Origin of the sequence: Nesterenkonia sp. AY15 (assembly GCF_022565855.1) — a bacterium.
Classification (GTDB): domain Bacteria; phylum Actinomycetota; class Actinomycetes; order Actinomycetales; family Micrococcaceae; genus Nesterenkonia.
Map to the genome: position 1 here is coordinate 82,369 of NZ_JAJOYV010000006.1, position 25,918 is coordinate 108,286.

The window sequence follows — 25,918 nt, forward strand, 5'->3', positions numbered from 1 at the left end:
AGAGGTGGGGTGGCGGGCGCGGTCGATGCGCCCTCCGCCCCACCTCTTTTTGCATCCCCCTCCCGGAACCGGTTAGGTGAGCTCATGGACAGATACGACGAGGCCGCCCGACATCTGATCGATGTCGGAGTGGGCCGGACGAACTTCACGAACATCGTCGTGGCCGCGGAGGCGCTGGACCGTGGCATCACCGTGCGCAGGGCCACCAGCAGCAGCCGGATGGTGCTGGAGCACCAGGGGCGCATGCGCACCTGGGCCGGCGGAAGCACGAACCACAACGATGACCTGCTCAAGAAGATCGCCTCCTACAAGGACGTGTCCAGCCGTCTCTTCCGCGACCTCAAGATCAGCGCCCCGGAGAACGCGGTCTTCGGCGTCTCGGAGTCTGCGCGCGCCTGGGCCTGGGCGTCGCCCTTCACCAGGAGCGTGATCAAGCCGCACAACGGTCGGCAGGGCCAGAACGTCCACGCCGGCATCGCGACCGAGGACGAGTTTCACACGGCCTTCCACCGGGTCGCCGCAGCGAGCAGCCAGATCCTGGTGGAGGAGTTCTACACCGGAGTGGAGCACCGCTGCCTGGTGGTCGAGGGCAGCCTGGTGGCGGCGACCCAGCGCCGGCCCGCAAGCGTCCTCGGCGACGGGCGCACCAGCATCAGCGACCTGGTCAGGGCGAAGAACCGCGACCGCGGCCCGATCCACAAGGACCTGGTCATCGACTCCGTCGCGCGCGAGTACCTGGACCGCCACGGCTACCGGCCCGACACGGTCCCGAGGGCGGCGGAGCGCGTCTACCTGAGAAGCACCTCTAACCTGCATACGGGAGGAGACGCGGTCGACGCCACGGACGAGATTCGCGACGAGGAGCGTGAACTCGTGGAGCGCGCGGCGCGGGCTCTGCGCGGACTCCGCATCGTCGGATTCGACGTGCTGCTGCCCCGCGGTGACGGCGACGTCCACGCAGCCTCGGTGCTCGAGATCAACGCCAGCCCGATGGTCTCGATGCACCACTTCCCCTGGTCCGGTGAGCCCCGGGACGCGGCTCGCCACGTGGTCGATTCACTCTTCCCGCGCACCGTCCGGCGCTGAAGCACCCCTGCGCCGCCTCAGCGGGCGGCCGCGACGGGTCCGAGACGGCGGCTGCGGGCATCGGTGGCCAGCGCCGCCCAGGACGCGCAGAGCAGGTAGATCAGACTGAGCAGGAAGAAGTAGATGAAGAAGCCCAGCACGGTGGCGAAGGATGACACGATCAGGTTTCCGCCTTCGACCCCGCTGAGCAGGAACGTGGAGAGCTGGCGCAGCATCGAGGAGCCGACGGCGGCGAGCAGCGCCGCCCGCCAGAGCACCGAGACCGGCATCACCACTCGTGAGGCCACGCGGAAGATCAGGATCGCGACCAGCACGTCGAGGATCAGCGGCACGGCCAGTGTGATCACGGTGCCGACCAGTCCTTGAAGCACGTTCAGGTTCCAGCCCAGCACCCGCTCGCTGAACTCCAGCACCGATTCTGAGATCAGGCTGGTGGCTGTGGCGGCCAACAGCATCGTGCCCAGCAGCAGCATCACCCCGAGGTCCCGAGACTTGACCACCAGCACGTTCTCATCCATGAGCGGACGGTCGAAGATGCTTCGGATCCCGGAACGCAGCCCGTTGATCCAGCTCAGCGAGGCCACCATAGCCACCAGCAGCGAGACCACCAGGGTGAGGCCGAAGCCCCCGGTGTCGAAGAGCTGTTCCTGCGTGGCAAGCCCGTCTTCGCCGATCAGCCCGGGCAACGCATCATTGGTCAGATCCACGATCGTGTTCTGCAGCTCCTTGTTCCCGCCGATGACGAGGCCCGCCACGGAGAACCCGGCCACCAGCGCGGCCGAGACGGAGAAGAACATCATGTACGCCGCACCGGCGGCCATCACCGTTCCGTAGTGGAACAGGAAGAGGTTCAGGATCCGCATCCCGCGGGTGGTGTCGAGTCGGGTGAGCCCCCAGAACACGGTCGGCCCGAACATGGATGCGCGGCCGCGACCCTCCCTGCGGGCGTGGCCCCGGGCGCGTCGGGCCTTGACCTCGCGACGCCGCAGAGCCTCGAGGTCCAGCGGGTTGACCATCCCCGAGACCTCCTCGCGATCATTCATCGCCTTCGCGGCGGCTCGCGCGTGTCCGGCGATCAGACCGTGCCCGCCGGTCCGTGGTCGCAGCCTGGAGGGGTCCTCGTTCACCGCAGGCTCACTGTCGGCTCACTGCGGGCTCGCCGGGAGGAAGCCGACCTTGTCGTACACCTCGGCGAGGGTCTCCCCCGCCACGGCCCGCGCCTTCGCCGCGCCGGTGGCCAGCAGCGCGTCGAGCTGCGCCGGATCTTCGAGCAGCTCCTCGGTGCGGTCACGGATCGGGCCGAGCTTCGCCACGACCACCTCGGCCAGCTCCACCTTCAGATGGCCGTACATCCGGCCCTGATACTCCTCGACGATCTCAAGCACCGGGCGGTCGGTGAGCGCAGAATAGATGCTCAACAGATTCGAGACCCCCGGCTTCTCGGCCTGGTCGAAACGGATCTCGGTGCCGTCGTCGGTCACTGCTGACTTGATCTTCTTCGCGATCTGCTTGTCGGTGTCCATGAGGTTCAGCAGCCCGGCGGGCGAGGCGGCGGACTTGGACATCTTCGCAGTGGGATTCTGCAGGTCATAGATCCGCGCCCCGGCGTCCGGGATCAGCGGCTCCGGCACCCGGAAGGTCTCCCCATAGCGGTGGTTGAAGCGCTGGGCCAGGTTCCGCGAGAGCTCCACATGCTGCTTCTGGTCCTGCCCGACCGGCACCCCGTGGGGCTGGTAGAGCAGGATGTCTGCCGCCTGCAGCATCGGGTAGGTGAAGAGCCCGACGCCGGCCGCGTCGGCACCCTCTCTGGCCGACTTGTCCTTGAACTGGGTCATCCGCGCGGCCTCCCCCATTCCGGTCAGGCAGGTCATGATCCAGCCCAGCTGGGCGTGTTCGGGAACATGGGACTGCACGAAGACCGTGGAGCGCTCGACGTCGAGGCCCCCGGCGATGTACTGGGCCGCGGTCCGGCGCACCCGGGTGCGCAGCTCGGCCGGGTCCTGGTGCACGGTGATCGCGTGCATGTCCGGGATGAAGAAGAAGGCGTCGTAGCGCTCCTGCATCTTCACCCAGTTGACCAGCGCTCCCAGATAGTTTCCCAGGTGCAGGGAGTCAGCCGAGGGCTGCATCCCGGAGAGTACGCGCTCAGTCACAGCAGTTCCTTCGTGTCGTCGGGAAGAGTGTCGTGCCGCAGAGTGTCGGGTCACGAGTCAGGCTAGCGGCTTGTCCGCCGCAATGCGGGAAGCGGGCTCACCGTGGCCGGAAGAGCCCTGGATCGTGCAGCCCGGCGTCAGGGCAGCTTGTAGTCCACCACCAGCGGGGCATGGTCGGACCAGCGCAGCGAGTAGTCCTGCGCCCGGTCGACCTGCAGGTTGCCGGCCAGCTCGGCGAGGCCCGGGGTGGCCATGTGGTAATCGATCCGCCATCCGGTGTCGTTGTCGAAGGCCTTCCCGCGGTAGGACCACCAGGTGTAGGGCCCCTCGACCTCGCCGGCCAGGGAACGGGCGACGTCGCAGAAGCCGAGCTCACCGAAATAGGCATCGAAGTAGGCGCGCTCCTCGGGCAGGAAGCCGGAGTTCTTCACGTTGCCCTTCCAGTTCCTGATGTCCAGCTCACGGTGGCCCACGTTGAGGTCTCCCATCACCAGCAGGTGATCGGTGCGCTGGGCCAGCTTCGGCAGGTACTCGGTCATGTACTGCAGGAACCGCATCTTGTGCTCCTGCTTGGTGGTGCCCACCTCGCCGGAGTGCACGTAGACGCTGACCACGGTCAGCGTGGAGCCGTCGCCGAGCTCATAGTCGGCTTCGATCCAGCGGCCGTCGTCCTCGGGATGCCCCTCGCCGATGCCGTTGCGGGTGGCGATCGGTGCGTTGCGCGAGATGATCGCGACGCCGGCCCGACCCTTGTCGGCGGCCTCATATTCGTGGACGTGCCAGGTCTCCCCCAGGGGCTCGGTCATGTCGGTGACGAGTTTGGTGAGGATCTCCTCGTCGGCCCGGACCTCTTGGAGCGCGAGGATGTCGATCTCGCGCTCTGCCAGCCATTCACCCATGCCCTTGCGGTGCGCCGCGCGGATCCCGTTGACGTTGACCGAGGCGATCCGGGTCTGCTGGTCGGGCTTGGGATCGACGATGCGGTGCGGGTGCTCACCGAAGTCTGGTGCTTCTGCGGAAGTCGCTGCGCCGTTGGAAGTCTCGGTCACGTCGGGTCCTTTCAGTTGACGATCTCGCCGGTGATGGGCCGGTCGTCGTCGTTGTTGCGGTTCTTCGCGCGGCGTGCGTCGCCTTCGCGATGCTGACTGGACCCGCCGCGGTGATCCTGCCCGGTGTCGCCTGCGCCGCGGCCGACGTGTTCGGAGAGCATGTCTCGGCCGTTGCCGGCGGTCATCTCGATGGTGTCCAGCGCCCGGTCCACCATCGCCAGGTCAGCCTCGCCACCCTTGGCGAGCTCCTGGGTGATGACCCGCTTCTGCACCTGGACGATCTTGAAGGAGTGATCGAGCTTCAGGTTCCGCGCGTGGGTGTCCTCGTCGACCACGGCGGTGCCGCCGAGCGTGTCGGCACGGCGGGAGGCCGCGTCGGCGCGCGCCGAGTCCAGCGTCTGGCCGAACTTCTTGGCTCCGGTGCGCACCGAGATCACCAGCACGGTGGCCAGAAGCAGCCAGCCTCCGGCGATGACGGCGATGATCCAGCCGATCACGTCGTTCTGGTTCGCGGCGAAGACCAGCGCCACCAGCAGCACGGTGATCATCACCGCGAAGCTGATGCCGGAGGTGCGCCGGCCGAAGTTTTTGAGGGTTTCCTGCGCGCCAGATGCGCCGCCTGTGGGCAGTGACTGCTGAGAACTCATGCGCCTGATTATCCCTGCGATCACGGCGTCATGGCGAATCGCCCTCGTCCTGGCACAGGTTTCCTGCCGCAGACCGGGTGAAACCTGATCATCCGAGCGTCGCTCACGTCTGAAATGATGGTCAGGAACGTCGCCCAGAGCTGTCCCAACGATCCAGGAGGACCTGATGGCCGCACAACCCGAGACTTCCCGCCCCGCGGATGCACCCGAGCGCACCACATACATGCGCCGCTACGCGCTGGACCCGGCGCTGGCGCAGGAGTTCGTCAGCTTCCTGACCAAGAAGGTCATTCCGGCGCGGGAGGAGCGCGGGTTCACGGTGGAGTCGATCTGGCTCTCCGACGGCATGGACGAGCTGACCTGGTTCGTCAGCCGCTTCGGTGATCGTGAGGAGTTCGCGCAGGCGGAGCAGGCCTGGGAGGACTCCCCCGAGCGCGCCGAGATCTTCGCGGGCGCCCCGGCCTATGTGACCGGCAAGGATCTGCGCCCGGTCACCCGCCTGCGCTGACCGGGTTCTCCAGCGCCTGCCGGGCCCGCCGGGCGGCGAAGAGCGCAGCCGCCACCGAGGTCAGCATCAGTCCGGCGATCACCAGGGAGCTGGTGACGATTGCTGACTGGTGGCCCTGCTCGGCGCTGACCGAGAAGTAGACGCCGGTGACCACCGCGATGCCGATCGCGGTGGACACCCGCTGCGCCGTCTGCGCCACGCCCCCGGCGGCTCCCGCCATGGACTCTGGAACCTCCCGCATCGAGAGCGTCTGTGCACTGGGGATGATCAGCGCCTGGGAGAGCCCGACGACCGCCAGCGCTGCCCCGATCAGCCACAGCGACCCGTAGGGGGTCACCATCAGTGCGGCGGCGCCCGCCAGTGAGAGCATCGCGACGACGCCGGAGATGGTCCCGCTGACCAGCATGCGGGGGCCCTTGCGGTCCACCGCCTGGCCCACCCGCGAGGAGAGCAGCATGACCATCACGGCGCTGGGCAGCGTGACCAGCCCGGCGATCAGCGCACCCTCCCCGCGGCCCTGCTGCACGTAGACCGCGACCACCGCCCAGGTGGCCGGCATGCCCGCGAAGTACAGGCCCAGCACCAGCGAGTTCAGCGTGTAGCTGGGCAGGGTGAACAGCGACAGATTGACCATCGGGGCTGCTGCGTCGCGGCGGCCGAGCCTGCGCTCCCAGAGCGCCCACAGCACCAGCACGCCGAGGCCGGCCACGGCCAGAAGCCCGCCGAGCAGGCTGCGGAACGCGATGAAGGGCAGCATCAGCAGCAGCACCGCGATGCTGAGCAGCACCACTCCTAGCGGGTCCAGCCGTGCGATGCCTCGGGCGGCCGACACGGGGCTGGCGGCCCCCGGCGCGGCGGGCCCAGGTCGCTCGGCAGGATCGGGGAGATCAGCGGGGCTGAGCGCCTCGGCGTCGTCCAGGGTCTTCGGGAGCCAGCGCACGATGGCGATCAGCGCGATGACGGTGACCGGGACGTTGATCAGGAAGGTCATCCGCCAGCCGAGGTCTGACCCGGTGGTGTCGATGATCAGTCCGCCCAGCGCGGGCCCCGCAGCTACTGCGACCCCGATGATGGTGCCCATCATCCCGTAGGCCCGCCCGCGCGCGGGTCCGGTGAAGAGACGTTGGATCATCCCGATGATCTGCGGGGTCAGGATGCCGGCTGCGAACCCCATGAAGACCCGGGCAAGGTTGAGCACCAGCGGGTTCATCGCCAGCGCGGCGCCCAGGGAGGCGGCCCCGAAGAGCACCACGCCGAACATGAAGAGGCCGCGTCGGCCCCAGATGTCTCCCGCGCGGCCTGCAGGGACCAGCGCCATGCCGAAGGCCAGCGCGTAGCCGGAGAGCACCCACTGCAGATCCGCCGAGGTGGCGCTGAGGCTCTCCTCGATGGCGGGCAGGGCGACGTTGACGATGCTGATGCTCAGCAGCGCCGCGAAGAGCGGCAGGAACATCGCCGTCATCATGCGGCGCGAGCTGCCCGTGGCAGAGGTCTGATTCACCCGTTCACCCTATCGCCGCAACACTCTCGCGACTCGCCCTCGAGGTGTCCCGTGACATGCCCGCTGACGCAGAGCGGGGGCGCCCCCGTGAAGGAGCGCCCCCGCAGAGCGAGAAGTGATGACTACCGGCGGAACTGTGCCAGGTAGGTCTTGACCTCGGTGCTGAAGGCCAGCACCAGCCAGTAGACGGCGACGCCCACGTGGACCAGCACGAGCACCAGTGTCAGCAGGTCGGCGCCGATGACGCCGAACAGGGTGAACAGGATGCCGAGGATCGCGAAGACGATGCCGGTGATCCGTGCCCAGTTCTTGTTCTTCCTGAGTCCGAAGAACACCAGCAGGTACAGCCCGACGCCGATGATCAGTGTGACCCAGACGAGGGCCGTGGTGAGGCCCAGCATCATCTCGGCCAAGTCCGCGGCTTCCTGCCCGGTCGCCCCCTGCTGCTCGGCGGTGTTCATCAGTTCCTGCCGGAGCAGGTCGTCGCTCATGAACAGCCCCGGCAGCGCGCTCAGCACATAGATCGCGAGCGAGACCAGGGTCAGGGTCTTGAGCAGGCTGTACTTCCTGGGCTCCGCGATCGGCCCGCCGTAGGCGCCGGGCGCATAGGGGTCGGTGCCGTACTTCGAGGTGGGCTCACCACCGGGGAAGCCGCCGGGCTGGTTGCCGCCGTAGCCGCCGGGCTGGTTGCCGCCGTAACCGCCGGGCTGGCTGCCCGGCTGGCTGCCCGGCTCATTGCCGGGGAAGCCGGCGGGCTGGTCTCCGTAGGGAGGGTTGCTCATATCTGCTCCTTGTTCACAGTTTGTGTTCACGACTCACCTTAGGCCCAGCGGGCCGTCGTCACTCGTACCGAAGCGCCTCGATCGGGTCCTTCTTCGCCGCCCTCGCGGCGGGAAGCGTGCCTGCCAGGAAGGCGATGAAGACGATCAGCGCGATGATCCCGGCGATGGCCAGCGGATCCACCGCGAAGAGCGTCAGTCCGGCCACTGCTCCCAGCGGGCCGCCGTCACCGGTGAGCCAGGCGTTGCCGAGAATCCCGGCCCCGAGTCCGAGCACCACGCCGATGATCGAACCCAGGATGCCGATGACCACGGCCTCCATGGAGAAGAGCCCGAAGACCTTTCCGCTGGACATGCCCATCGCCTTCATCAGACCGATCTCGCGGGTGCGTTCCTGCACCGACATCAGCAGCGTGTTCACGATGCCGAAGCTTGCCGCGAGCAGCGCGATCAGGCCGAATCCGGAGAGCACCCAGGAGACGGCGTCGATCACGCCCTGGACGGCGCCGATCTGGTCCTCCACGGTCAGTCCGAGGAGGTCCTGCTCGGTGAGCGCGTCCTTGATGCCCTGCTCATTGGCCTCGAGGTCGTCCACGTCGACCACCGCCATCGTGTAGGCGTTCTGGGCCTGGCCCTCGTAGCCCTCCATGGAGAGGTCGTTGAGCTCCTGGTTCAGCTCCCGTGAGGGCATGGGGGTGGCTCCGATCCCGGAGAGCGCCTCCTCGGAGACTCCGACGATCTCGGCCTCCACCGCGGTCTGCTCACCGGTCACATTGCTGATGCCGATCTGCACTGTCTCGCCAAGGACCTGTTCGGCGTCCTCGGTGTCGAAGATGGTGAGCCACTCGGCCGGGATGCTGAGCTCCATCCCGTCCTCACCGGGCGCCTCGCCGGCTTCAAGCTCGAGTCCCAGCGCATTCGCCGGCACGTCGAGCTCCATGGCGTACTGCGCACCGTCGGGCGTCTCGAGGTAGTCAGGTGAGACGAAGACCATCGGGTCGACGGCTGAGACGTTGTCGATCTCCTCGATCGACTCGATGTCAGAGTCGGTGAGCACACCACCGCCGGAACCCGGTCCGAACATGCCGCCGGAACTTGCTGCGGCCTCCGGGTCGTATTCGGCCGGACCATCGGTCGGCGCGGCGTCAGAGGCGCCGGTGCTCATGACGAACATCTGCGAAGAGCCGCCGAAGCCGGCGACCACCGTGTCCACATACTTGTTGACTCCCGCGCCCAGCCCCGAGGTCAGGGTCAGGGTGAAGGAGCCGATGACGATGGCGACCACCGTCAGGGCGGTGCGCAGCTTCGAGCGGAAGGTGTTGCCCAGCGCGGTGCGTGCGACGTCGACTGACCTCATGCGTGCACCCCCGTGGCGCCGTGCTCTTCGGCGACGATCTCGCCGTCCTGCATCATGAGCCGGCGCTGGCACTTCGCGGCCAGGTCCTCATCGTGGGTGACGACCACCAGGGTGATGCCGTGATCACGGTGCAGCCCGAAGAGGATGTCTTCGACGATCTCCGAGGTGACGGTGTCCAGGTTGCCGGTTGGCTCATCGGCGAAGAGCACCGCGGGCCTGTTGACCAGGGCGCGGGCGATGCAGGCCCGCTGCTTCTGGCCGCCGGAGAGGTTGGTCGCCTTGTTCTTGGCCTTGTCGGCCATGTCCAGCTGCTCCAGCACCTCCATGCCGCGACGGTTGCGCTCAGACTTGCCCATCCCGGCGATCTTCAGCGGCAGGGTGATGTTCTCCAGCACCGTCTGGTTGGGGTTGAGGAAGAACTGCTGGAACACGAACCCGAAGGACTCGTTGCGCAGCTGGGAGACCTTCTTGGGCTTCAGCGCGGTCACCGGCTCACCGCCCAGCGCGACGACTCCGGAGGTGGGCTCATCGAGAAGCGCCAGCAGATGCATGAGAGTGGACTTGCCGGAACCTGACTTGCCCACGATGGCAACAGATTCGCCCTCGTGGATCTCGAAGGTCAGGCCCTTGAGCGCGTCGAAACGGGTTGCGCCCTTGCCGTAGACCTTGACGAGGTTCTCGGTCTCGAGAACTGGGGTGGACATTGATGGCCTTTCATCGTGCTCAGAGGTGCTGGGCAGACCTGCCGCGAAGAGGACCTGCCGCGAGAAGTTGGAACTACCTGTTCATTCTCGCGGATGACACTGCCCGAGACATCGGCCCAAAGGATGAACCTCTCCGGGGCACAGACTCTGCGACAATGCGCCGATCGCGCTCTCACCAGGGATCTTCACCACGAGTACACTGCCTTTCATGCCCGTCGAACATGCGATCCGCGCCACAGGTCTGACCAAACGTTACGGCGATTTCACCGCCGTGGACGGCATCGATTTCACGGTGAATCGGGGGGAGTCCTTCGGCCTGCTCGGACCCAACGGCGCAGGCAAGTCCACCACCATGCGGATGATCGCCGCCGTGGCCTCGCGCAGCGCTGGCACGATGTCCGTGGCCGGGCTGGATCCGGAGAAGAACGGACCTGAGGTCCGGGCACGACTGGGGGTGATCCCGCAGCAGGACAACCTGGACGAGGAGCTCAGCGTCCGGGAGAACATCATCATGTATGGCCGCTATTTCGGGCTGCCGCGCCGCTGGCTCAGCGCCAAGACCGAAGAGCTGCTCGAGTTCGCCCAGCTCACCCATAAGGCGACCTCCCGGGTGGAGGACCTCTCCGGCGGCATGAAGCGCCGGTTGACCATCGCCCGCGCGCTGGTCAACGAGCCGGAGATCCTGCTGCTCGATGAGCCCACCACCGGACTGGACCCGCAGGCGCGGCACATCCTCTGGGACCGGCTCTTCCGGCTGCGCGAATCCGGGACCACGCTGGTGCTCACCACCCACCATATGGATGAGGCCGAACAGCTCTGCGAGCGCCTGATCGTGGTGGATGAGGGACGGATCATGGCGGAGGGCTCCCCCGCTGGGCTGATCCGTGACCATTCGACCCGTGAGGTGCTCGAGCTGCGCTTCGGCATGGACCGTAACCAGGAGCAGGCCCAGCAGCTCACCACGCTGCTCGGCTCCCCCGGTCCTGCGTCTTCGAACGACCCGGTGTCTTCGAATGGATCCGCGACCGCGGGTCGCGACGTCGGCTTCAGCCATGTGGAGGTGCTGCCCGACCGGCTGCTCGTCTACGCCGGCTCCGCCGAATCTGCGCTGGAGCAGATCCACGCCGCAGGTCTGCGTCCGATGACGTCTCTGGTGCGCCGCTCCTCCCTGGAGGATGTCTTCCTGCGACTGACCGGGAGGACCCTTGTCGACTGATCCCCTGACCGCGGACCCCGCGCTGAAGGGCCCAGCCAGCCCCGCCGCGGACAAGCAGGCGATGGCCGGCAGAGCCCGCCGCTTCGGCGCGCTGCACCAGGCCGAGCGCACGCTGCGCAGCATGCGGGCCTATGGCACCGTGATCATCTTCTCCTCGGTGAGCCAGCCGATCATGTACATCCTGGCCATGGGCCTGGGCCTCGGCGTGCTGGTGGGCGAGGGCGGCGACTTCGCCGAGTACGGCGCGAGCAGCTACCTGATGTACATCGCCCCGGCGATCCTCGCCTCCACCGTGGCCATGGCCGCAGGCATCGAGTTCACCTTCCCGGTGATGGAAGGGTTCAAATGGCGGCGCCTCTACTACGGCGCCCAGGCCTCCCCGTTGAGCCCGGGCCAGATCGCCTCGGGCCACATCCTGGCGGTCAGCGTGCGCTTCGGCATCCACGCGGCGGTCTTCACGGTGGTGCTCTACCTCTTCGGCGCCATCAGCTCCCCGCTGGGAGTGCTGATGATCGTCAGCGCGATGCTGGGCGGGCTGGCGATCGGGCTGCCGATCATGGCGTACGTGTCCACGCTGCGCGATGAGAAGGGGCAGATGTCGCTGATCCAGCGGTTCGTCATCATGCCGCTCTTCCTGTTCTCCGGCACCTTCTATCCGCTGACGAACCTTCCGGGCTTCCTGCAGGTCCTCGGCTGGTTCTCCCCCATCTGGCACGCCAATGAGCTGGGCCGGGTGCTCGCCTTCGGCCAGCCCACGCCGGCCTGGCTGATCGTGGTCCATGTGCTCTACCTGCTGGGCATCACCGTGACAGCCTGGCTGGTGACGGTGCGGATCTTCACCCGCCGGCTGGGCCTGGAAGAGTGGCGGGGCCGGACCCCCGGTGCCAAGGCCGACGCCAGGCGCCAGGACCGGCTCGCTGTGAAGGACGCGTCCGACGTCGCACGCTCGGCTGCCGCTGAGACCGCTCCTGCGTCACGCGGCGAGCTGCCGCGGATCTCGTTTCGCGGCGGGTTCGGCGCGAACTACTACTCCGGCAACATCCGCGCGGTGTTCGGCCGCGGCCTGACCGCGATCCGGAACAACCGCGGGGTCATCTTCCTCTCCGGCCTGCTCGAGCCGGTGCTGTTCCTGACCTCCTTCGGCCTGGGGATCTCCCCGATGATCGCCGGGGTCGACGCCGAGCAGGTGGGACTCAGCGGCGGCGGGACGATCAGCTATGCCGCGTTCATCGCCCCGGCGCTGCTTGCGGTCTCGGCGATGAACGGCGCGATCTTCGACTCCACCTGGAACGTGTTCTTCAAGCTCAAGATCACCAAGCTCTACCGCACCATGATGTCCACCTCGCTGGGCCCGGTGGATGTGGCAGTGGGCGAGATCTGCCTGGCGCTCTTCCGCGGCGGGCTCTACGCGCTGGGCTTCCTCGGCGTGCTGCTGGTCGGCGGACTGGTGGACCCGCTGGCCGCGGTGCTGATGTGGTTCACCGCGCTCTTCGTCGCCCTGGGCTTCGCCTCGGTCGGGATGGCGGTGACCTCGTTCATGACCCGGTTCCAGCAGATGGACTGGATGATGATGGTGCTGATGCCGATGTTCCTCTTCTCGGCCACGCTGTTTCCGATCAGCGTCTACCCCGTCGGGGTCCAGGCGTTCATCCAGGCGCTGCCGCTGTGGCACGCGGTGGAGCTGATGCGCGACATCGCCTTCTGGGACTTCAGCGGCCTGACCCTGGTGCACATCGGCTACTACCTGGTGATGATCGTCGCCGGGCTGGCGCTGACCACGTACCGGATGAAGAAGCTCTTCCTCCGCTGACCTCCTGACCCAAAGCCCGGTGGGTGGCAGGCAGCGTCCTTGAGAATCTCAATCATTGTTTTCTTGAACTATTGACGTAGGAGGCCTATCCTGACTGTGATGTGTTCTGCATCACAGTGCGAGTGATCTCATTGTGGTGATCCGAGCAACCTTGCACAAGGAGTCATAGATGACTGATGAGAGCTCGCGCCCGGGGCCGGACCCTCGCGGCAAAGCCCCAAGAACCCGCGAGGAGGAGGTCCACCGGCTGCACCGCTGGGAATCCTCCGCCGCCGCGGACCGCCGAGGCGGTGACCTCCGCCGACACACCGACGTGTCCAGCTCGGCTGCCCTGGACATCGCCACCCGTCCGGACCCTGCCGCGCCGCTGACCTCGATCGCGCAGAGCGGCGCCACCGGTCGCGCCACGACCTCGGGACCAGGACGGGCCCGCCGACGACCGCGGCGCGGCTGGGACACCAAGCTTCTCGGCGCCGCCGGGGTCGTGGGCCTGTTGCTGACCTGGGAGATCGTTCCACGCATCGGACTGGTCAACGAACGGTTCATGCCCCCGGCCTCAGAGGCCATCGGCGGACTGATCACGAACTTCGGACTGGCCGACTTCTGGGTCGCGGTGTTCGACACCATGCACGCCTGGGCCCTGGGCATGATCATCGCGGTGGTGCTGGCCACGGTGCTGGGCTTCATCATCGGCTCCTCGACCTTCCTGCGCCGCTTCACGAACTCCACGATCGAGTTCCTGCGCCCGGTCCCCTCGGTGGCGCTGATCCCCCTGGCCGTGCTGCTCTTCGGCGTGGGCATCGAGTCCTCGCTGATGCTCATCGTCTACGCCTGCTTCTGGCAGGTGCTCATCCAGGTGCTCTACGGGGTGGCCGACGTCGACTCGGTCGCGATGAACACCGCACGGTCCTACGGACTGGGACCGATGGCGCGGATGCGCTACGTCACCTTCCCGACCGCGCTGCCCTACATCATGACCGGTGTGCGCCTGGCCGCAGCTGTGGCGCTGATCCTCGCGGTCACCGCCCAGCTGATCATCGGCACCCCCGGCCTGGGGGCCGAGATCAGCAGGGCCCAGTCCGGAGGCAACTACGTCTCCATGTACGCCCTCGTGCTGGCAACCGGCCTGCTCGGGGTTCTGATCAACCTGGTCATGCGGATGATCGAGCGCAAGGTCCTCTCCTGGCACTCCTCGGTCCGCACGGAGGTGGCGGCATGACTTATATCCGGAGTTTCCTCAACATCGTGGCCCTGCCGCTGATCCTGCTGTTCATCTGGTTCCTGGCCACACTCGGGGAGGCGAGCTTCTTCGTCCCCACCCCGCAGCTGCTGGTCGAGACCTTCATCAACACCTGGACCGCGGAACGCTTCGCCGGCGACGTCTTCCCCTCGCTGGGACGGCTCATGGTGGGCATCGCGCTCTCCATCGTGATCGGCATCGTGGGCGGCCTGCTGATCGGCTCGTTCCGCTGGCTGCGCGCCCTGCTGGAACCCACCCTGGAGTTCTTCCGCGCGATCCCGCCCACGGTGCTGATCCCGGTGCTGATGCTGCTGGTCGGCATCGGCGACGAGATGAAGGTCTCGGTGATCGTGCTCGGCGCCGTCTGGCCGATCCTGCTCAACACCATCGAAGGTGTGCGTTCGATGGACGAGGTGCTCGCCGACACCAGCCGCACCTACGGGATGAACAAGGTCAACACCGTCCGGTATCTGATCCTGCCGTCGGCCATGCCGCAGATCATGGCCGGCATCCGCCAGTCGCTCTCGATCGCGCTGATCCTGATGGTGATCTCGGAGATGTTCGCCTCCACCGAAGGGCTGGGCTTCACCATCGTGCAGTTCCAGCGCTCCTTCGCCATCCCAGAGATGTGGTCGGGGATCGTCCTGCTGGGACTCATCGGCGTGGTGCTCTCGTTCATCTTCCAGCTCGCCGAGCGCTGGATCCTGGGCTGGTACCACGGGCTGCGCGAGATCGAGCAGTCAGCCTGAGCCGGCCGCACCCCGGCCACCACACCACTTCACACGCGCGACTTCCAGAGAAGGGACCCGGAGATGACCTCCGCACACTCACAGCCCACAAACCCCGTGATCAGCCAGTCCAGCATCCAGGACACACCGGACGGCAGGATCCCCGTCGGGCGGACCATGCCCGATGAACAGCCGATGCTCTCGGTGCAGAATCTGAAGAAGGTCTATCACACCGACGGCGGAGACATCGAAGCGGTCAGGAACCTGACCTTCGACCTTCCCAAGGGTCAGCTGGCCTGCCTGGTGGGACCTTCCGGATCGGGCAAGACCACGCTGCTCAAGTGCATCTCAGGGCTCATGGCGCCCAGCGCCGGCGAGGTCACCCTGCACGGGCAGAAGGTCACCGGGCCGCCGAAGTCGATGGCCGTGGTCTTCCAGGAGTACGGCCGCTCACTGTTCCCCTGGCTGCGGGTGGCAGAGAACGTCGAGCTTCCGCTGAAGAACCAGGGGATGGACAAGTCCGCCCGCAAGGATGCGGTGGAACAGGCGCTGGAGGCCGTGGGCCTGGCCCACGTGCCGAAGTCATACCCCTGGCAGCTCTCCGGCGGCATGCAGCAGCGTGTGGCGATCGCCCGCGCCGTGGCGTACCAGCCGGAGGTCCTGCTGATGGATGAGCCCTTTGCCGCCGTGGACGCGCAGACCCGCGCCGATCTCGAGGACCTGGTCCGCGGCATCTGGAAGAAGCTGGGCGTCTCGGTGCTCTTCGTGACCCACGACATCGATGAGTCCGTCTACCTGGGCGAGCGGGTCATCATCCTGTCCTCCTCACCGACGATCATCCAGGAGGACGTGCTGGTGGACCTTCCGGCGGACCGCGATCAGCTTGAGACCCGATCCTCGCAACGCTTCGCCGAGCTGCGTCACCACGTCTACGAGCAGATCCAGCTGGCGAAGAAGGGCTTCCGACCCGAGGACGCCGTGGCGATGAAGTAGGCCCGCAGCGGGTGTGGAGCTGCGCGCCTCAGAAGACGATCTTGGCGAGCAGCACGCGCAGCTGATCCCGCTCCGCGGGACTCAGCGCCTGCAGGGTCTGCTCCTCGGCCTCGCGGGTGCGCTGCGCCGCCTGGGCGTAGAGCTCGTGGCCGGCTTCGGTGGCGACCAGGATCTTGGAGCGACGGTCCCGCGGATCGGGCTCCCGCCGGATCGCGCCGCGGTCTTCGAGGATGTCGACGAGGGCGACGACCTGGCTGGGGTCGAGGTCCAGGAATCCGCCCAGCTCGCGCTGCGAGGGGTTGGTCCCGGAGCACGCCATGGCCAGCACGGAGAAATGGCGCACCTTGAGGTCCAGGTCGGCCAGCAGCTGATTGGCCAGGGCATTGCCCCGGCCTCGGGCACGCGCGGTGAGGAAGGCGACTTCACGTGCCAGGGCGGAGTCCTGGAAGCGCTCCTCGCTTTCCTCACTTCTCGCCTGCTTCGCGGGAGACGGTGCGCTCGCCGCGGCGGCGGGGGTCGAGGGGGGCATGGATTCTCCTAGCAGCGGTTCCCGAGTGCGGGATTGAACGGATGAGAAGACAAATCATTGACTTTCTCAATATTATCAAGTGAGATGTATCACAGTAAGCATAGGCCGCGTGGCCCTACAGAAGGAGAGACTATGTCGTTGCAAGGCAAGGTTGCCATCGTGACAGGCTCCGGAGCGGGCTTGGGACTGGCGTATGCCCAGGAGCTCGCCGCCCAGGGCGCCGCCGTCGTCATCAACGACGTGGATCAGGCCCACGCTGATGCCGCCGTGGCGGCCATCGAAGCCGCCGGCGGCCGAGCAGTCGCCGTGGTGGCCCCGGTGGGGTCCACCGAGACCGCAGAACAGCTCGTCGAGACCGCCGTGACCAGCTTCGGAGGTCTCGACATCCTGGTCACCAACGCGGGGATCCTGCGCGACAAGTCGCTGCTGAAGATGTCCGACGACGACTTCGACGCCGTGATCAACGTCCACCTCAAGGGCACCTTCACCTGTGTCCGGGCCGCGTTCAAGCACTTCAAGACCGAAGGCGTGGCCGGGCGGATCGTCTGCATCGGCTCCCCCACCGGTCAGCGCGGAAACTTCGGGCAGACCAACTACGCCGCCGCCAAGGCTGGCATCGTGGGCATGGTGCGGACCTGGGCGCTGGAGTTCAAGCGCGCCGGAGTCAGCGTCAACGCCGTGATCCCGGTGGCCGCCACCGCGATGACCAAGACCGTGCCCTACTTCCAGAAGGCCGTGGAGGCCGACGAGCAGGGGCAGCCCATGCCCGACTTCTTCCGCAAGGGGCTCGGCTTCGGCACCGCGCAGGACGCCGCCGGCGTCGTCGCCTTCCTCTCCTCCGACGCCGTGGAAGGCATCACCGGACAGGTCATCGGCGCGGGCGGAGACCGGCTGCAGGTCTGGAGCCACCCCGAGCCGGTGGTCGCAGAGTTCCACGACGGCGGCTGGGACTACGCGACGCTGCAGACCCAGGGCCGCGACATCCTCGGCGCCCACCTGCAGTCGGTGGGCGAGTCCATGCCGGAGCTTCCCGCCGAGCTGCAGCCCACCGCCTAGGCCGCGCCGACCCACCGGTCAGCGCCGCCTAGGCCGCACAGAACACATGCCCAGGACAGCCCGGACAGCCCGAGCAGGAGAGGATCCCCCGATGCGATACCGATCTGCCATCGACGTACATGCCATCGAGGCAGTGGACACCCACGTCCACCTGGAGCTGGACTCGCACGGACACCGCGCGCTGCCCGAGCTGTTCTTCGACGCCTCGGCGAAGTACTTCAAGACCACCGAGCGCACACCCTCGATCGATCGCATCGCGGAGGTGTACCGGGCGCACCGGATGGCGGCGGTGGTCTTCACCGTGGATGCCCGGACCCAGATGCAGCACGCGCCGAACTCCATCGATGATCTGGTGGCGGGGTGCCTGCGCAACAACGACGTGCTGCTGCCCTTCGGCTCGGTGGATCCTCGCACCGGACCCGCGGCCCTCGTGGAGGCTCGGCGGCAGGCCGAGGAGCTGGGCGTCCGCGGCTTCAAGTTCCACCCCACCGTGCAGGGCTTCGACCCCTCGGATCAGCAGTTCTACCCGCTGTGGGAGACCCTGCAGGAGATCGGCCTGCCGCTGATCTTCCACACCGGACAGAACGGCATGGGGGCCGGCACCCCCGGCGGAGCAGGGTTGAAGCTGAAGTACTCCAATCCGCTGCTCCTCGACGACGTCGCCGCAGACTTCCCCGGGCTGCCGATCATCATGGCGCACCCCTCGGTGCCCTGGCAGGACGAGGCGATCTCCATCGCCACGCACAAGTCCAACGTCTACATCGACCTCTCCGGGTGGTCCCCGAAGTACTTCCCTGACAATCTGGTCCGCAGCGCGAACAACATCCTCTCGGCCAAGCTGCTCTTCGGCACCGACTATCCGCTGATCACCCCGGAGAAGTGGTTGGACGCCTTCGCGGATCTGCCGATCAAGGACGAGGTCCGGCCCAGGATCCTCAAGCACAACGCGGTCGCGCTGCTCGGACTCGAGGCGCCTTCACCGGTCCCCGGTGCCACGACCACAGACCCCACGACCACAGACCCCACGACATCCGACCCCGTGACACCCGGAGCCCACGATGCGTGAACCAGCCACCGGCACGGTCATCCCCTCGGACCTCTACGGCTTCGCGGAGCGGCTCACCACGGCCGAGCGCAGCGTGATCACCGGACTGCGCGAGGTGCTCGCCGCACAGGTCCACCCCCACCTCAATGCCGCCTGGGATGAGGCGCGCTTCCCGGAGGAGATCATCGCCCCGCTGCGCAGCCTGAACCTGATGGACCCGCCTGCCCTGCGCGAGGCCGGAGAACCGATCCGCGACATCTTCCTCGGCTTCCGGAACTTCGAACTCACCCGCTGCGACATCAACGTGGCCACCTACTACAACGCCCAGGCCAGCCTGTTCCGCACGGTCTGCACCGTGGGCGGCTCCGTCGAGCAGGCGCGTGAGCTCGACGCGAAGATCGTCTCCCATGAACTCACCGGAGTCTTCGGACTGACCGAACCCGAGCACGGCTCCGACGTCGCCGGAGGCCTCGCCACCGCAGCAACCCAGGATCCGCAGACCGGGGACTGGATCATCGACGGCGCCAAACGCTGGATCGGCGGCGCCACCGCGGCCGACGTCGTGGCGACCTTCGCTCGCGACACCGCGGACGGTCAGGTGAAGTGCTTCCTGGTCCCTACTTCGGCCCCGGGTGTCTCCATGGAGGTCATTCCGCGCAAAGCCTCGCTGCGGATCATGCAGAACGCCGACATCACCTACCGGCAGGTCCGCGTCCCGGAGAGCGCCCGACTGCAGCAGATCAACAGCTTCTCCGACGTCGCCGGCTGCCTGCGCCGGATGCGTTCCGATGTGGCCTGGATGGCCACCGGAGCCATGGCCGGCGCCTACGAGGCCGCCCTGGCCTACGTCCGGCACCGGGAGCAGTTCGGCCGCCCCATCGCCGGATTCCAACTGGTCCAGGAGAAGCTCGCGATGATGCTGGGCAACCTCACCGCCTCGCTGGGCATGGTCGTCCAGCTCACCGAGCAGCAGGCCGCCGGGATCTACCGGGATGAGAACTCCGCGCTGGCGAAGATGTACACCTCGCTGCGGCTGCGCGAGACCGTGGCGCTGGCCCGCGAGGTCTGCGGCGGCAACGGAATCACGCTGGACACCGACGTGGCCCGGTTCCACGCCGACGCCGAGGCGATCTACTCCTACGAAGGCACCCACGAGATCAATGCGCTCATCGTCGGACGGGCCGTCACCGGGGTGGGAGCCTTCACCTAGCCCTTCTCACCCATGACTCTTCACCCGGGCAGACGCCTATCAAAAAACAGATGTGACGCAGACCACACCCGACGACCCGCGCACTCAGAATCACCCGCCACCTCAAGGAGCAGCATGACCGACACCGACACCGCCCGCACCGTCGTCTCGTTCGAGGACGCACGCACGATGGCCGGCACCGACCTGGGCGAGACCGCCTGGCGCGAGATCACCCAGGAGATGATCAACACCTTCGCCGATGCCACCGATGATCACCAGTGGATCCACGTGGACCCCGAGCGGGCCAAGGACGGACCCTTCGGAGCGCCCATCGCGCACGGCTTCCTGACCCTGTCCCTGATCATTCCGTTCTGGGGCGAGCTCTTCGACGTCACCGATGTCAGCACGAAGCTCAACTACGGCCTGGACAAGGTCCGCTTCACGGCACCGGTGAAGGTCGGATCCAAGGTACGGATGCGCGGCACCATCAGCGCCGTCGAAGAGGTCAAGGGCGGAGGCCTCCACCTGGTCGTGGACGCGACCTTCGAGGTCGAGGGACAGGAGCGACCCGCCGTCGTGGCCACCTTCCTGGCCCGCTTCTACCCCTGACCCGAGCCGAGCAGCTGCTGTTGAACCCACTCCTCCACCGTCACGCCACACCCACCGAGGGCCGCCGTTCTGCGACCCCGCACCTCAAGGAGCAGTCATGAAGAAGAACATCGCATCCATCACCGGACTCGCCGCGGTCAGCATCCTGGCACTGAGCGCCTGCGGCTCGGGGTCCCCGGCCGGGGATGAGGAAGACGGCAATGGCGCCGACACCGCGAGCGAGAACGGCGAGCTGACCGAGATCACCGTCGGCGTGCTCCCCATCGCCCCCTCGGTCGGGATCTACTACGGCATCGAGAACGGCATCTTCGAGGAGCACGGGCTCGACGTCGAGCTCTCCACCTCCAACGCCGGCGCCGCCATGCTCCCCGCCGTGAACACCCAGCAGCTCGAGTTCGGCATCGGCAACCCCAACTCGGTGCTCAACGCCAACGACCGCGGCCTGGACATGCGGATCGTCACCGGGTACTCCAACTCGCTGGCCGAGGGCGACGACATCGCCGGCGTGGTCTCCACCGTGGAGAGCGGCATCGATGACTGGGCCGGACTCGAGGGCAACACCGTCTCGGTCAATGCGCTGCAGACCCAGGGCGATCTGACCATCATGGAGGCCGTGGAGCAGGCCGGCGGCGACCCCGAAGCCGTCGAATTCTCCGAGATGCCCTTCCCCGACATGCAGGCCCAGCTGGAGCAGGGCAACACCGACGCCATCTGGGTGCCCGAGCCCTTCCTGAGCAACGCGCTGGCCGATGAGGCGAACCAGCTGGTCGGATACTCCTTCCAGGACGCCATCGCCGGAATGCCCACCATGGTGAGCTTCAGCTCCGGAGAGTACGTCGACGAGAACCCGGAGGTGGCCCAGGCCTTCAGCGACGCGATGAACGAGTCGCTGCAGGCGGCCGAGGAGGACGAGGAAGGCGTGCGCGCACTCCTTCCCGAGTTCATCGACCTGCCCGAAGAGGCAGCCGAGAACCTCCGCATGGAGGAGCTCGACGGCGAGATCCGCACCGAGCAGATCGAGGAGGCCGGGGCGCTGATGGTGAAGTTCGACTTCATCAGCGACGAGCCGGACACCTCCACGCTGTACTTCGAAGGCGAGTGAGCCTCACGCAGCCGACTGCGCCGGTGGGCGGGAGCGGAGCACCCCTTCCGCCCACCACCGCTGACTCACACCCTGACTCTTGACATCCCTGACTTCATTCCTATACACATCGGAGAACCACCATGAAACACCTGTCTCGCGGGACCTTCGCCCTCTGCGCCGTCCTTGCCCTCTCAGCCTGCGGAAGCGGCTCCCCCTCCGGCGACGCCGATGGCGAACCGGCCGACGATGACGCCCAAGCCGAGGGCGGCGAGCTCACCGAGGTCGAGGTCGGCCTGATTCCGATCGTCGACGTCGCCTCGATCTACCTCGGGGACCAGGAGGGGATCTTTGAAGAACACGGGCTTGACCTGACGCTGACTCTGGCCCAGGGCGGCGCCGCCATCATCCCCGCCGTGTCCACAGGAGACTTCGACTTCGGCTTCTCCAACGTGACCTCCCTGCTCGTCGCGGCCGACAGCGGGCTGCCGCTGCAGACCGTGGCCGCAGGTCCGCAGACCACGGGCGACTCCGAGAATGACTTCTCAGCGATCCTGGTCAAACCGGACTCCGGCATCGAAACCGTCGCGGACCTCGAAGGCCAGCGTGTGGCCGTCAACACGCTCAACAACATCTCCGACTCGATGATCTCCGAAGGCGTGCTCGAAGCCGGTGGCGAGCCGTCGAACGTCGACTTCGTGGAGGTCGCCTTCCCCGACATGCTCGCCCAGCTCGAAGCGGACAATGTCGACGCCATCTTCGCCGTGGACCCCTTCGCGAGCATCGCCGACAACGAGGGTTACGACCGGGTCTTCGCGCCCTTCGCCGATGTGGTCGACGAGCTGGGTGTGGGCACCTACTTCGCCTCGCAGCAGCTGGTCGACGAGGACCCGGAACTGGTGGAGAGCTTCCACGCCGCGGTCCAGGAGTCTCAGGCCTACGCCGAGGAGAACCCCGAGGCGGTGCGCGAGGTGCTGCTCGAGTACACGACCATCGATGAATCTCTGCTGAGCGAGATCACGATCCCCGCATTCCCTGAGGAGGTCAATATGGACTCGCTCCAGCAGGTCGCGGAGATCTCTGAACGCCACGGACTCATCGGTGAGGTCCCGAACGTCGAGGACCTGGTCTGGGAGGGCGCTCGATGAAGAATCACGGACTGGGCGACTGGATCCACCGACGACGGGTGCGATCCTGCGGCCAGACCGCGCTGATCAGCGCCGGTGGAGAACAGACCTATGACCAGCTGGCACAGCGCATCGACAAGCTCGCCAACGCCCTGGCCGACCGCGGGATCAGCTCCGGTGACCGAGTGGCGTATCTGGGCGAGAACTCCGCGGCGTTTCTCGAGACGCTCTTCGCCGCGGGAAGTCTCGGCGCGGTGTTCGTCCCGCTGAACACCCGGCTGGCACCGCCCGAGGTCCAGTTCGCGCTGCAGGACTCGGGGGCCCGGCTGCTGGTCACCTCACATCCGCTGACACCGGTCGCCGCGCCGGCCTGCCGGGACACCGCGGTGGAGCAGGTGCTGATCGTGGTCGAGGGAGCGGCTCCACCCGAGGAGCCTGCAGCATTTCCGGTGCCCACGGAGACGTTCGAAGCGGTTCTGGCCTCAGGAGCCGAGCAGCGGCCGGACGTCGCGGTGGAGCTGGAGGATCTCGCGGTGATCCTCTACACCTCCGGCACCACCGGGAGCCCCAAGGGCGCCATGCTCAGCCACGGGAACCTGACCTGGAACGCCATCAACGTGCTCACCGACTTCGACCTCTCCAGCAAGGACGTCGCGCTGATGATCGCGCCGCTGTTCCACGTCGCCGCCCTGGGACAGGGTGCACTGCCGGTGCTGCTCAAGGGCGGGAGCATCCTCCTGGAGCAGCGTTTCGAGCCGGGGCGGGTGCTGTCGCTGATCGAGGAACACCGGGTCACCAACATCTCCGGGGTGCCCACCACGTTCCAGCTGATCTGTGAGCATCCACAGTGGGAGAGCACCGACATCTCCTCGCTGCGCAACCTCACCTGCGGCGGCTCCGCGGTGCCGATGCGGGTCCTCGACGCCTATGAGAGCCGCGGGCTCGCGTTCACCATGGGATACGGGATGACGGAGACCTCACCGGGCGCCACGACCCTGCCTCCGGCCTATTCACGGACAAAGCAGGGCTCCGGGGGGCTCCCGCACTTCCACACCGACGTCAGAGTGGTGGACCCGGCGGACCGGCCCTGCCCGATGGGCGAGGTGGGTGAGATCCAGGTGCACGGACCAAACGTGATCGCCGAATACTGGAACCGGCCCGAGGCCACCGCCGGCTCCTTCGTGCACGAAGAAGATGGCCTCTGGCTCAAGACCGGGGATATGGGCTACTTCGATGAGGACGGCTTCCTGTTCATCTCCGACCGGCTCAAGGACATGATCATCTCCGGCGGGGAGAACATCTACCCGGCGCAGGTGGAGCAGCAGATCGCAGCGTTGGAGGCCGTCGCCGCCGTGGCTGTCATCGGGGTAGAGGATGCCCGCTGGGGCGAGGTCCCGCGCGCGGTCATCGTGGTGCGCGATGGCCACGCGCTGACCGAGGAGCAGGTGCTGCACCACCTCCACGGCAAGCTCGCCCGGTACAAGATCCCGAAGTCGGTGGTCTTCGTGGAATCGATGCCGCGCACCGCCTCGGGCAAGATCCGCAAACCCGACCTGCGCCGACAATATGCCTAGGCGCTGAACATCGGAGCCGTTCAGCCCTGGAGGTCGGGGGCGGCGTCGACGTCGGGGGTCGGCGCGGCGTCGTCGTGCTGCTCGAGCTGCTCGAGCAGCTCCAGGCCGCTGTGCGCCCAGTCCACCTCGGCCTGGGCCAGCCGGATCAGTCCGTCGTAGGCGAACGCCTTGAAGGCGACGATGCGCTCATGCTGCTCGGCGGGATAGCGCTCCAGCCGGGCGGCGATCATCGGGTGCTCGTGGGATTCGATCGCCTGGATCTGGCTGCTCCACTGCGCGATCTGCTCGTTGTAGTGCACGGCGTGCTTCTGCAGGTGCATCCGCACATTCTCAGGATCGGTCCATTCGAAATACGCGGCCTGCATATGGGCCACATCGCGCCAGGGCGCGTACTTCAACGGAGTGGCCATCCACTCACGGAACGCCGCTTCCCCGGCCGCAGTGATGTAGTACCTGGTCTTGGTGCTGTTCGGGCCCCAGCGCTCCTCACGGCCCTCCACCAGCACCTCCGTCTCCATCCGCCGGAGCTCGGGATAGATCTGCGAATCCGGGGCGTGCCAGACGTGCCCCACCGAACCCTCGAAGCGCTTGGCGGTCTCATAACCGGTCAGCGGGGCCGCGGTGAGGATCGCCAGGATGGCGTAGCGCAGGCTCAAGGCGTTGGAACCTCTCGAAAAGGGGCAGGTGCTTGCCCTCCACTATATCCAGAGCTATTCTGTGACCCACAGCACATATAACTATGTAGATAGCTAGTGGCGTCGACGAGCGGACCGAGACCGGTCTCCACGGCGTCCTCGAGTCCCAGGAGGCGGACATGACAGATCTCAGCCCGAGCGGCGCCACCGCGAAGAACATGGCCTATCCGCTCAACGCCTGGTATGTGGCCGGATGGGATCATGAGGTCAATCGGAAGAAGATCCTCTCCCGGAAGATCGCCGACCGCCCCATGGCGCTCTACCGCACCGAGGAGGGCCGGCCCGTCGCGCTGACCGACGCCTGCTGGCACCGACTCGCCCCCCTCTCCATGGGCTCCCTGGTGGGTCCGGACGGAGTCCAGTGTCCGTATCACGGCCTGCAGTACAACTCCGCTGGTCGTTGCACCTTCATGCCGGCGCAGAAGACGATCAACCCCTCGGCGATGGTGAACTCCTTCCCCGTGGTGGAGCGGCACCGCTTCATCTGGGTCTGGCCCGGAGACCCGATGCTCGCCGACGCCGCCCTGATCCCGGACATGCACCAGATGGGCTCCGACGAGTGGGCCGGCGACGGCAAGACCATCGATGTGCGCGCGAACTATCAGCTGGTGCTGGACAACCTGATGGACCTCACCCATGAGGAGTTCCTGCACTCCTCCTCGATCGGGCAGAAGGAGCTCAGCGAGTCCGATATCGAGGTCACCCACGACGACCGCACGGTCACCGTGACCCGGTTCATGGAGAACATCGACGCCCCACCGTTCTGGCTGAAGAACATGCGAGACAAGTTCCCAGACTTCGAAGGCAAGGTCGACCGCTGGCAGATCATCGAGTTCCAGATGCCCTCCACGATCTGCATCGATGTCGGGGTGGCCAAGGCGGGCACGGGCGGGCTCACCGGTGATCGCAGCCAGGGTGTGAACGGGTACGTGATGAACACGATCTCCCCGGTCGATCAGGCCAACGCGATGTACTACTGGGCCTTCATGCGCAACTACCGGCTGGAGAGCCAGCGGATCACCACCGAGCTGCGCGACGGCGTGCACGGGGTCTTCGCCGAGGACGAGGAGATGCTCACCGCCCAGCAGCAGGCGATCGTGGACAACCCGGACCACGAGTTCTACAACCTCAACATCGACGCCGGCGGCATGTGGGTGCGCCGGCTGATCCAGCGCGCCGTGGAGGCCGAGCGCACGATGCTCGCCTCCGACGCCGACCTCTCCGACGCCAAGGGCTGATGCC

At 66.9% G+C, this 25,918-nt stretch carries 25 protein-coding genes; 15 read left to right on the forward strand and 10 right to left on the reverse strand.

All coding sequences use genetic code 11. The features are described 5' to 3' along the window. Positions 1-84 precede the first annotated feature (84 nt). Complete coding sequence (locus tag LSI54_RS10110; RefSeq protein ID WP_241478290.1) at positions 85-1,086, forward strand: hypothetical protein; 1,002 nt, start codon at positions 85-87, stop codon at positions 1,084-1,086. Positions 1,087-1,103: 17 nt separating this feature from the next. Here the strand turns inward: LSI54_RS10110 and LSI54_RS10115 are convergent, their stop codons facing one another. The 4 genes from LSI54_RS10115 to LSI54_RS10130 form a co-directional block, all read right to left on the reverse strand. Then, positions 1,104-2,213 carry a YihY/virulence factor BrkB family protein gene (locus LSI54_RS10115; RefSeq protein ID WP_241465179.1) on the reverse strand — a complete coding sequence of 370 codons (1,110 nt, stop codon included), beginning with the start codon at positions 2,211-2,213 and terminating at the stop codon, positions 1,104-1,106. An 18-nt stretch (positions 2,214-2,231) separates the two neighbouring features. Continuing rightward, positions 2,232-3,239 carry a tryptophan--tRNA ligase gene (gene trpS / locus LSI54_RS10120; protein WP_342357815.1) on the reverse strand — a complete coding sequence of 336 codons (1,008 nt, stop codon included), beginning with the start codon at positions 3,237-3,239 and terminating at the stop codon, positions 2,232-2,234. Between the two features lie 137 nt (positions 3,240-3,376). After that, positions 3,377-4,138 (reverse strand): exodeoxyribonuclease III, encoded by a 762-nt coding sequence (locus tag LSI54_RS10125; RefSeq protein ID WP_241470663.1) that lies wholly within the window; start codon positions 4,136-4,138, stop codon positions 3,377-3,379. 161 nt (positions 4,139-4,299) lie between these two features. Next, entirely contained in the window at positions 4,300-4,935 is a 636-nt protein-coding gene (locus LSI54_RS10130; protein WP_241465180.1) for a hypothetical protein, read from the reverse strand. A gap of 166 nt (positions 4,936-5,101) precedes the next feature. On the opposite strand from LSI54_RS10130, the gene LSI54_RS10135 reads away from it, so the two are divergent. Then, positions 5,102-5,443, forward strand: a complete 342-nt coding sequence (locus LSI54_RS10135; RefSeq protein WP_241465181.1) for a hypothetical protein — start codon at positions 5,102-5,104, stop codon at positions 5,441-5,443. Here LSI54_RS10135 and LSI54_RS10140 read toward each other — a convergent pair. The 4 genes from LSI54_RS10140 to LSI54_RS10155 form a co-directional block, all read right to left on the reverse strand. Next, complete coding sequence (locus LSI54_RS10140; RefSeq protein ID WP_241476549.1) at positions 5,427-6,944, reverse strand: MFS transporter; 1,518 nt, start codon at positions 6,942-6,944, stop codon at positions 5,427-5,429. The genes LSI54_RS10135 and LSI54_RS10140 overlap by 17 nt on opposite strands. A 122-nt stretch (positions 6,945-7,066) precedes the next feature. Then, positions 7,067-7,726 carry a DUF4064 domain-containing protein gene (locus LSI54_RS10145; RefSeq protein WP_241470406.1) on the reverse strand — a complete coding sequence of 220 codons (660 nt, stop codon included), beginning with the start codon at positions 7,724-7,726 and terminating at the stop codon, positions 7,067-7,069. A 58-nt stretch (positions 7,727-7,784) separates the two neighbouring features. Then, the gene (locus tag LSI54_RS10150; RefSeq protein WP_241465184.1) at positions 7,785-9,080 is read right to left on the reverse strand and encodes an ABC transporter permease; all 1,296 of its coding nucleotides are present in this window, start codon (positions 9,078-9,080) and stop codon (positions 7,785-7,787) included. Then, positions 9,077-9,784: an ABC transporter ATP-binding protein gene (locus LSI54_RS10155; protein WP_241465185.1), complete on the reverse strand. Its 708-nt coding sequence runs from the start codon at positions 9,782-9,784 to the stop codon at positions 9,077-9,079. Before LSI54_RS10155 ends, LSI54_RS10150 begins: the two co-directional genes overlap by 4 nt. A gap of 208 nt (positions 9,785-9,992) precedes the next feature. On the opposite strand from LSI54_RS10155, the gene LSI54_RS10160 reads away from it, so the two are divergent. From LSI54_RS10160 to LSI54_RS10180, 5 genes are all read left to right on the forward strand, one after another. Beyond that, complete coding sequence (locus LSI54_RS10160; protein ID WP_241465186.1) at positions 9,993-11,000, forward strand: ABC transporter ATP-binding protein; 1,008 nt, start codon at positions 9,993-9,995, stop codon at positions 10,998-11,000. Then, complete coding sequence (locus LSI54_RS10165; RefSeq protein WP_241478291.1) at positions 10,990-12,810, forward strand: ABC transporter permease; 1,821 nt, start codon at positions 10,990-10,992, stop codon at positions 12,808-12,810. Before LSI54_RS10160 ends, LSI54_RS10165 begins: the two co-directional genes overlap by 11 nt. Positions 12,811-12,979: 169 nt before the next feature. Then, entirely contained in the window at positions 12,980-14,029 is a 1,050-nt protein-coding gene (locus LSI54_RS10170; RefSeq protein WP_241465188.1) for an ABC transporter permease, read from the forward strand. Beyond that, complete coding sequence (locus LSI54_RS10175) at positions 14,026-14,799, forward strand: ABC transporter permease (protein ID WP_241465189.1); 774 nt, start codon at positions 14,026-14,028, stop codon at positions 14,797-14,799. The genes LSI54_RS10170 and LSI54_RS10175 overlap by 4 nt, the downstream gene beginning before the upstream one ends. A 174-nt stretch (positions 14,800-14,973) precedes the next feature. After that, positions 14,974-15,771, forward strand: coding sequence for an ABC transporter ATP-binding protein (locus LSI54_RS10180; RefSeq protein ID WP_241465563.1), 798 nt, complete (start codon positions 14,974-14,976; stop codon positions 15,769-15,771). A gap of 28 nt (positions 15,772-15,799) precedes the next feature. Here LSI54_RS10180 and LSI54_RS10185 read toward each other — a convergent pair whose 3' ends face one another. Next, on the reverse strand, positions 15,800-16,300 hold the full coding sequence (locus LSI54_RS10185) for a MarR family winged helix-turn-helix transcriptional regulator (protein WP_241465190.1): 501 nt from the start codon (positions 16,298-16,300) through the stop codon (positions 15,800-15,802). A gap of 132 nt (positions 16,301-16,432) precedes the next feature. On the opposite strand from LSI54_RS10185, the gene LSI54_RS10190 reads away from it, so the two are divergent. The 7 genes from LSI54_RS10190 to LSI54_RS10220 all read left to right on the forward strand — a co-directional run bounded on the left by LSI54_RS10190 (position 16,433) and on the right by LSI54_RS10220 (position 23,981). Continuing rightward, on the forward strand, positions 16,433-17,356 hold the full coding sequence (locus LSI54_RS10190) for an SDR family NAD(P)-dependent oxidoreductase (RefSeq protein ID WP_241478292.1): 924 nt from the start codon (positions 16,433-16,435) through the stop codon (positions 17,354-17,356). Positions 17,357-17,447: 91 nt separating this feature from the next. Next, the gene (locus LSI54_RS10195) at positions 17,448-18,422 is read left to right on the forward strand and encodes an amidohydrolase family protein (RefSeq protein ID WP_241478293.1); all 975 of its coding nucleotides are present in this window, start codon (positions 17,448-17,450) and stop codon (positions 18,420-18,422) included. Further along, positions 18,415-19,611 carry an acyl-CoA dehydrogenase family protein gene (locus LSI54_RS10200; RefSeq protein ID WP_241478294.1) on the forward strand — a complete coding sequence of 399 codons (1,197 nt, stop codon included), beginning with the start codon at positions 18,415-18,417 and terminating at the stop codon, positions 19,609-19,611. Before LSI54_RS10195 ends, LSI54_RS10200 begins: the two co-directional genes overlap by 8 nt. A gap of 114 nt (positions 19,612-19,725) precedes the next feature. Next, positions 19,726-20,199, forward strand: coding sequence for a MaoC family dehydratase (locus LSI54_RS10205; RefSeq protein WP_241465194.1), 474 nt, complete (start codon positions 19,726-19,728; stop codon positions 20,197-20,199). Between the two features lie 97 nt (positions 20,200-20,296). After that, a complete protein-coding gene (locus LSI54_RS10210; RefSeq protein ID WP_241478295.1) occupies positions 20,297-21,301 on the forward strand; it encodes an ABC transporter substrate-binding protein in 1,005 nt (334 codons plus the stop codon). Between the two features lie 122 nt (positions 21,302-21,423). Then, positions 21,424-22,428 carry an ABC transporter substrate-binding protein gene (locus LSI54_RS10215; RefSeq protein ID WP_241478296.1) on the forward strand — a complete coding sequence of 335 codons (1,005 nt, stop codon included), beginning with the start codon at positions 21,424-21,426 and terminating at the stop codon, positions 22,426-22,428. Next, the gene (locus LSI54_RS10220; RefSeq protein WP_241478297.1) at positions 22,425-23,981 is read left to right on the forward strand and encodes an acyl-CoA synthetase; all 1,557 of its coding nucleotides are present in this window, start codon (positions 22,425-22,427) and stop codon (positions 23,979-23,981) included. The genes LSI54_RS10215 and LSI54_RS10220 overlap by 4 nt, the downstream gene beginning before the upstream one ends. Before the next feature lie 20 nt (positions 23,982-24,001). Here LSI54_RS10220 and LSI54_RS10225 read toward each other — a convergent pair whose 3' ends face one another. Then, on the reverse strand, positions 24,002-24,637 hold the full coding sequence (locus LSI54_RS10225; RefSeq protein ID WP_241478298.1) for a PadR family transcriptional regulator: 636 nt from the start codon (positions 24,635-24,637) through the stop codon (positions 24,002-24,004). A gap of 158 nt (positions 24,638-24,795) precedes the next feature. Between LSI54_RS10225 and LSI54_RS10230 the strand changes: the two genes are divergently transcribed. Further along, positions 24,796-25,914 (forward strand): aromatic ring-hydroxylating dioxygenase subunit alpha, encoded by a 1,119-nt coding sequence (locus tag LSI54_RS10230; protein WP_241465199.1) that lies wholly within the window; start codon positions 24,796-24,798, stop codon positions 25,912-25,914. Positions 25,915-25,918 lie beyond the last annotated feature (4 nt).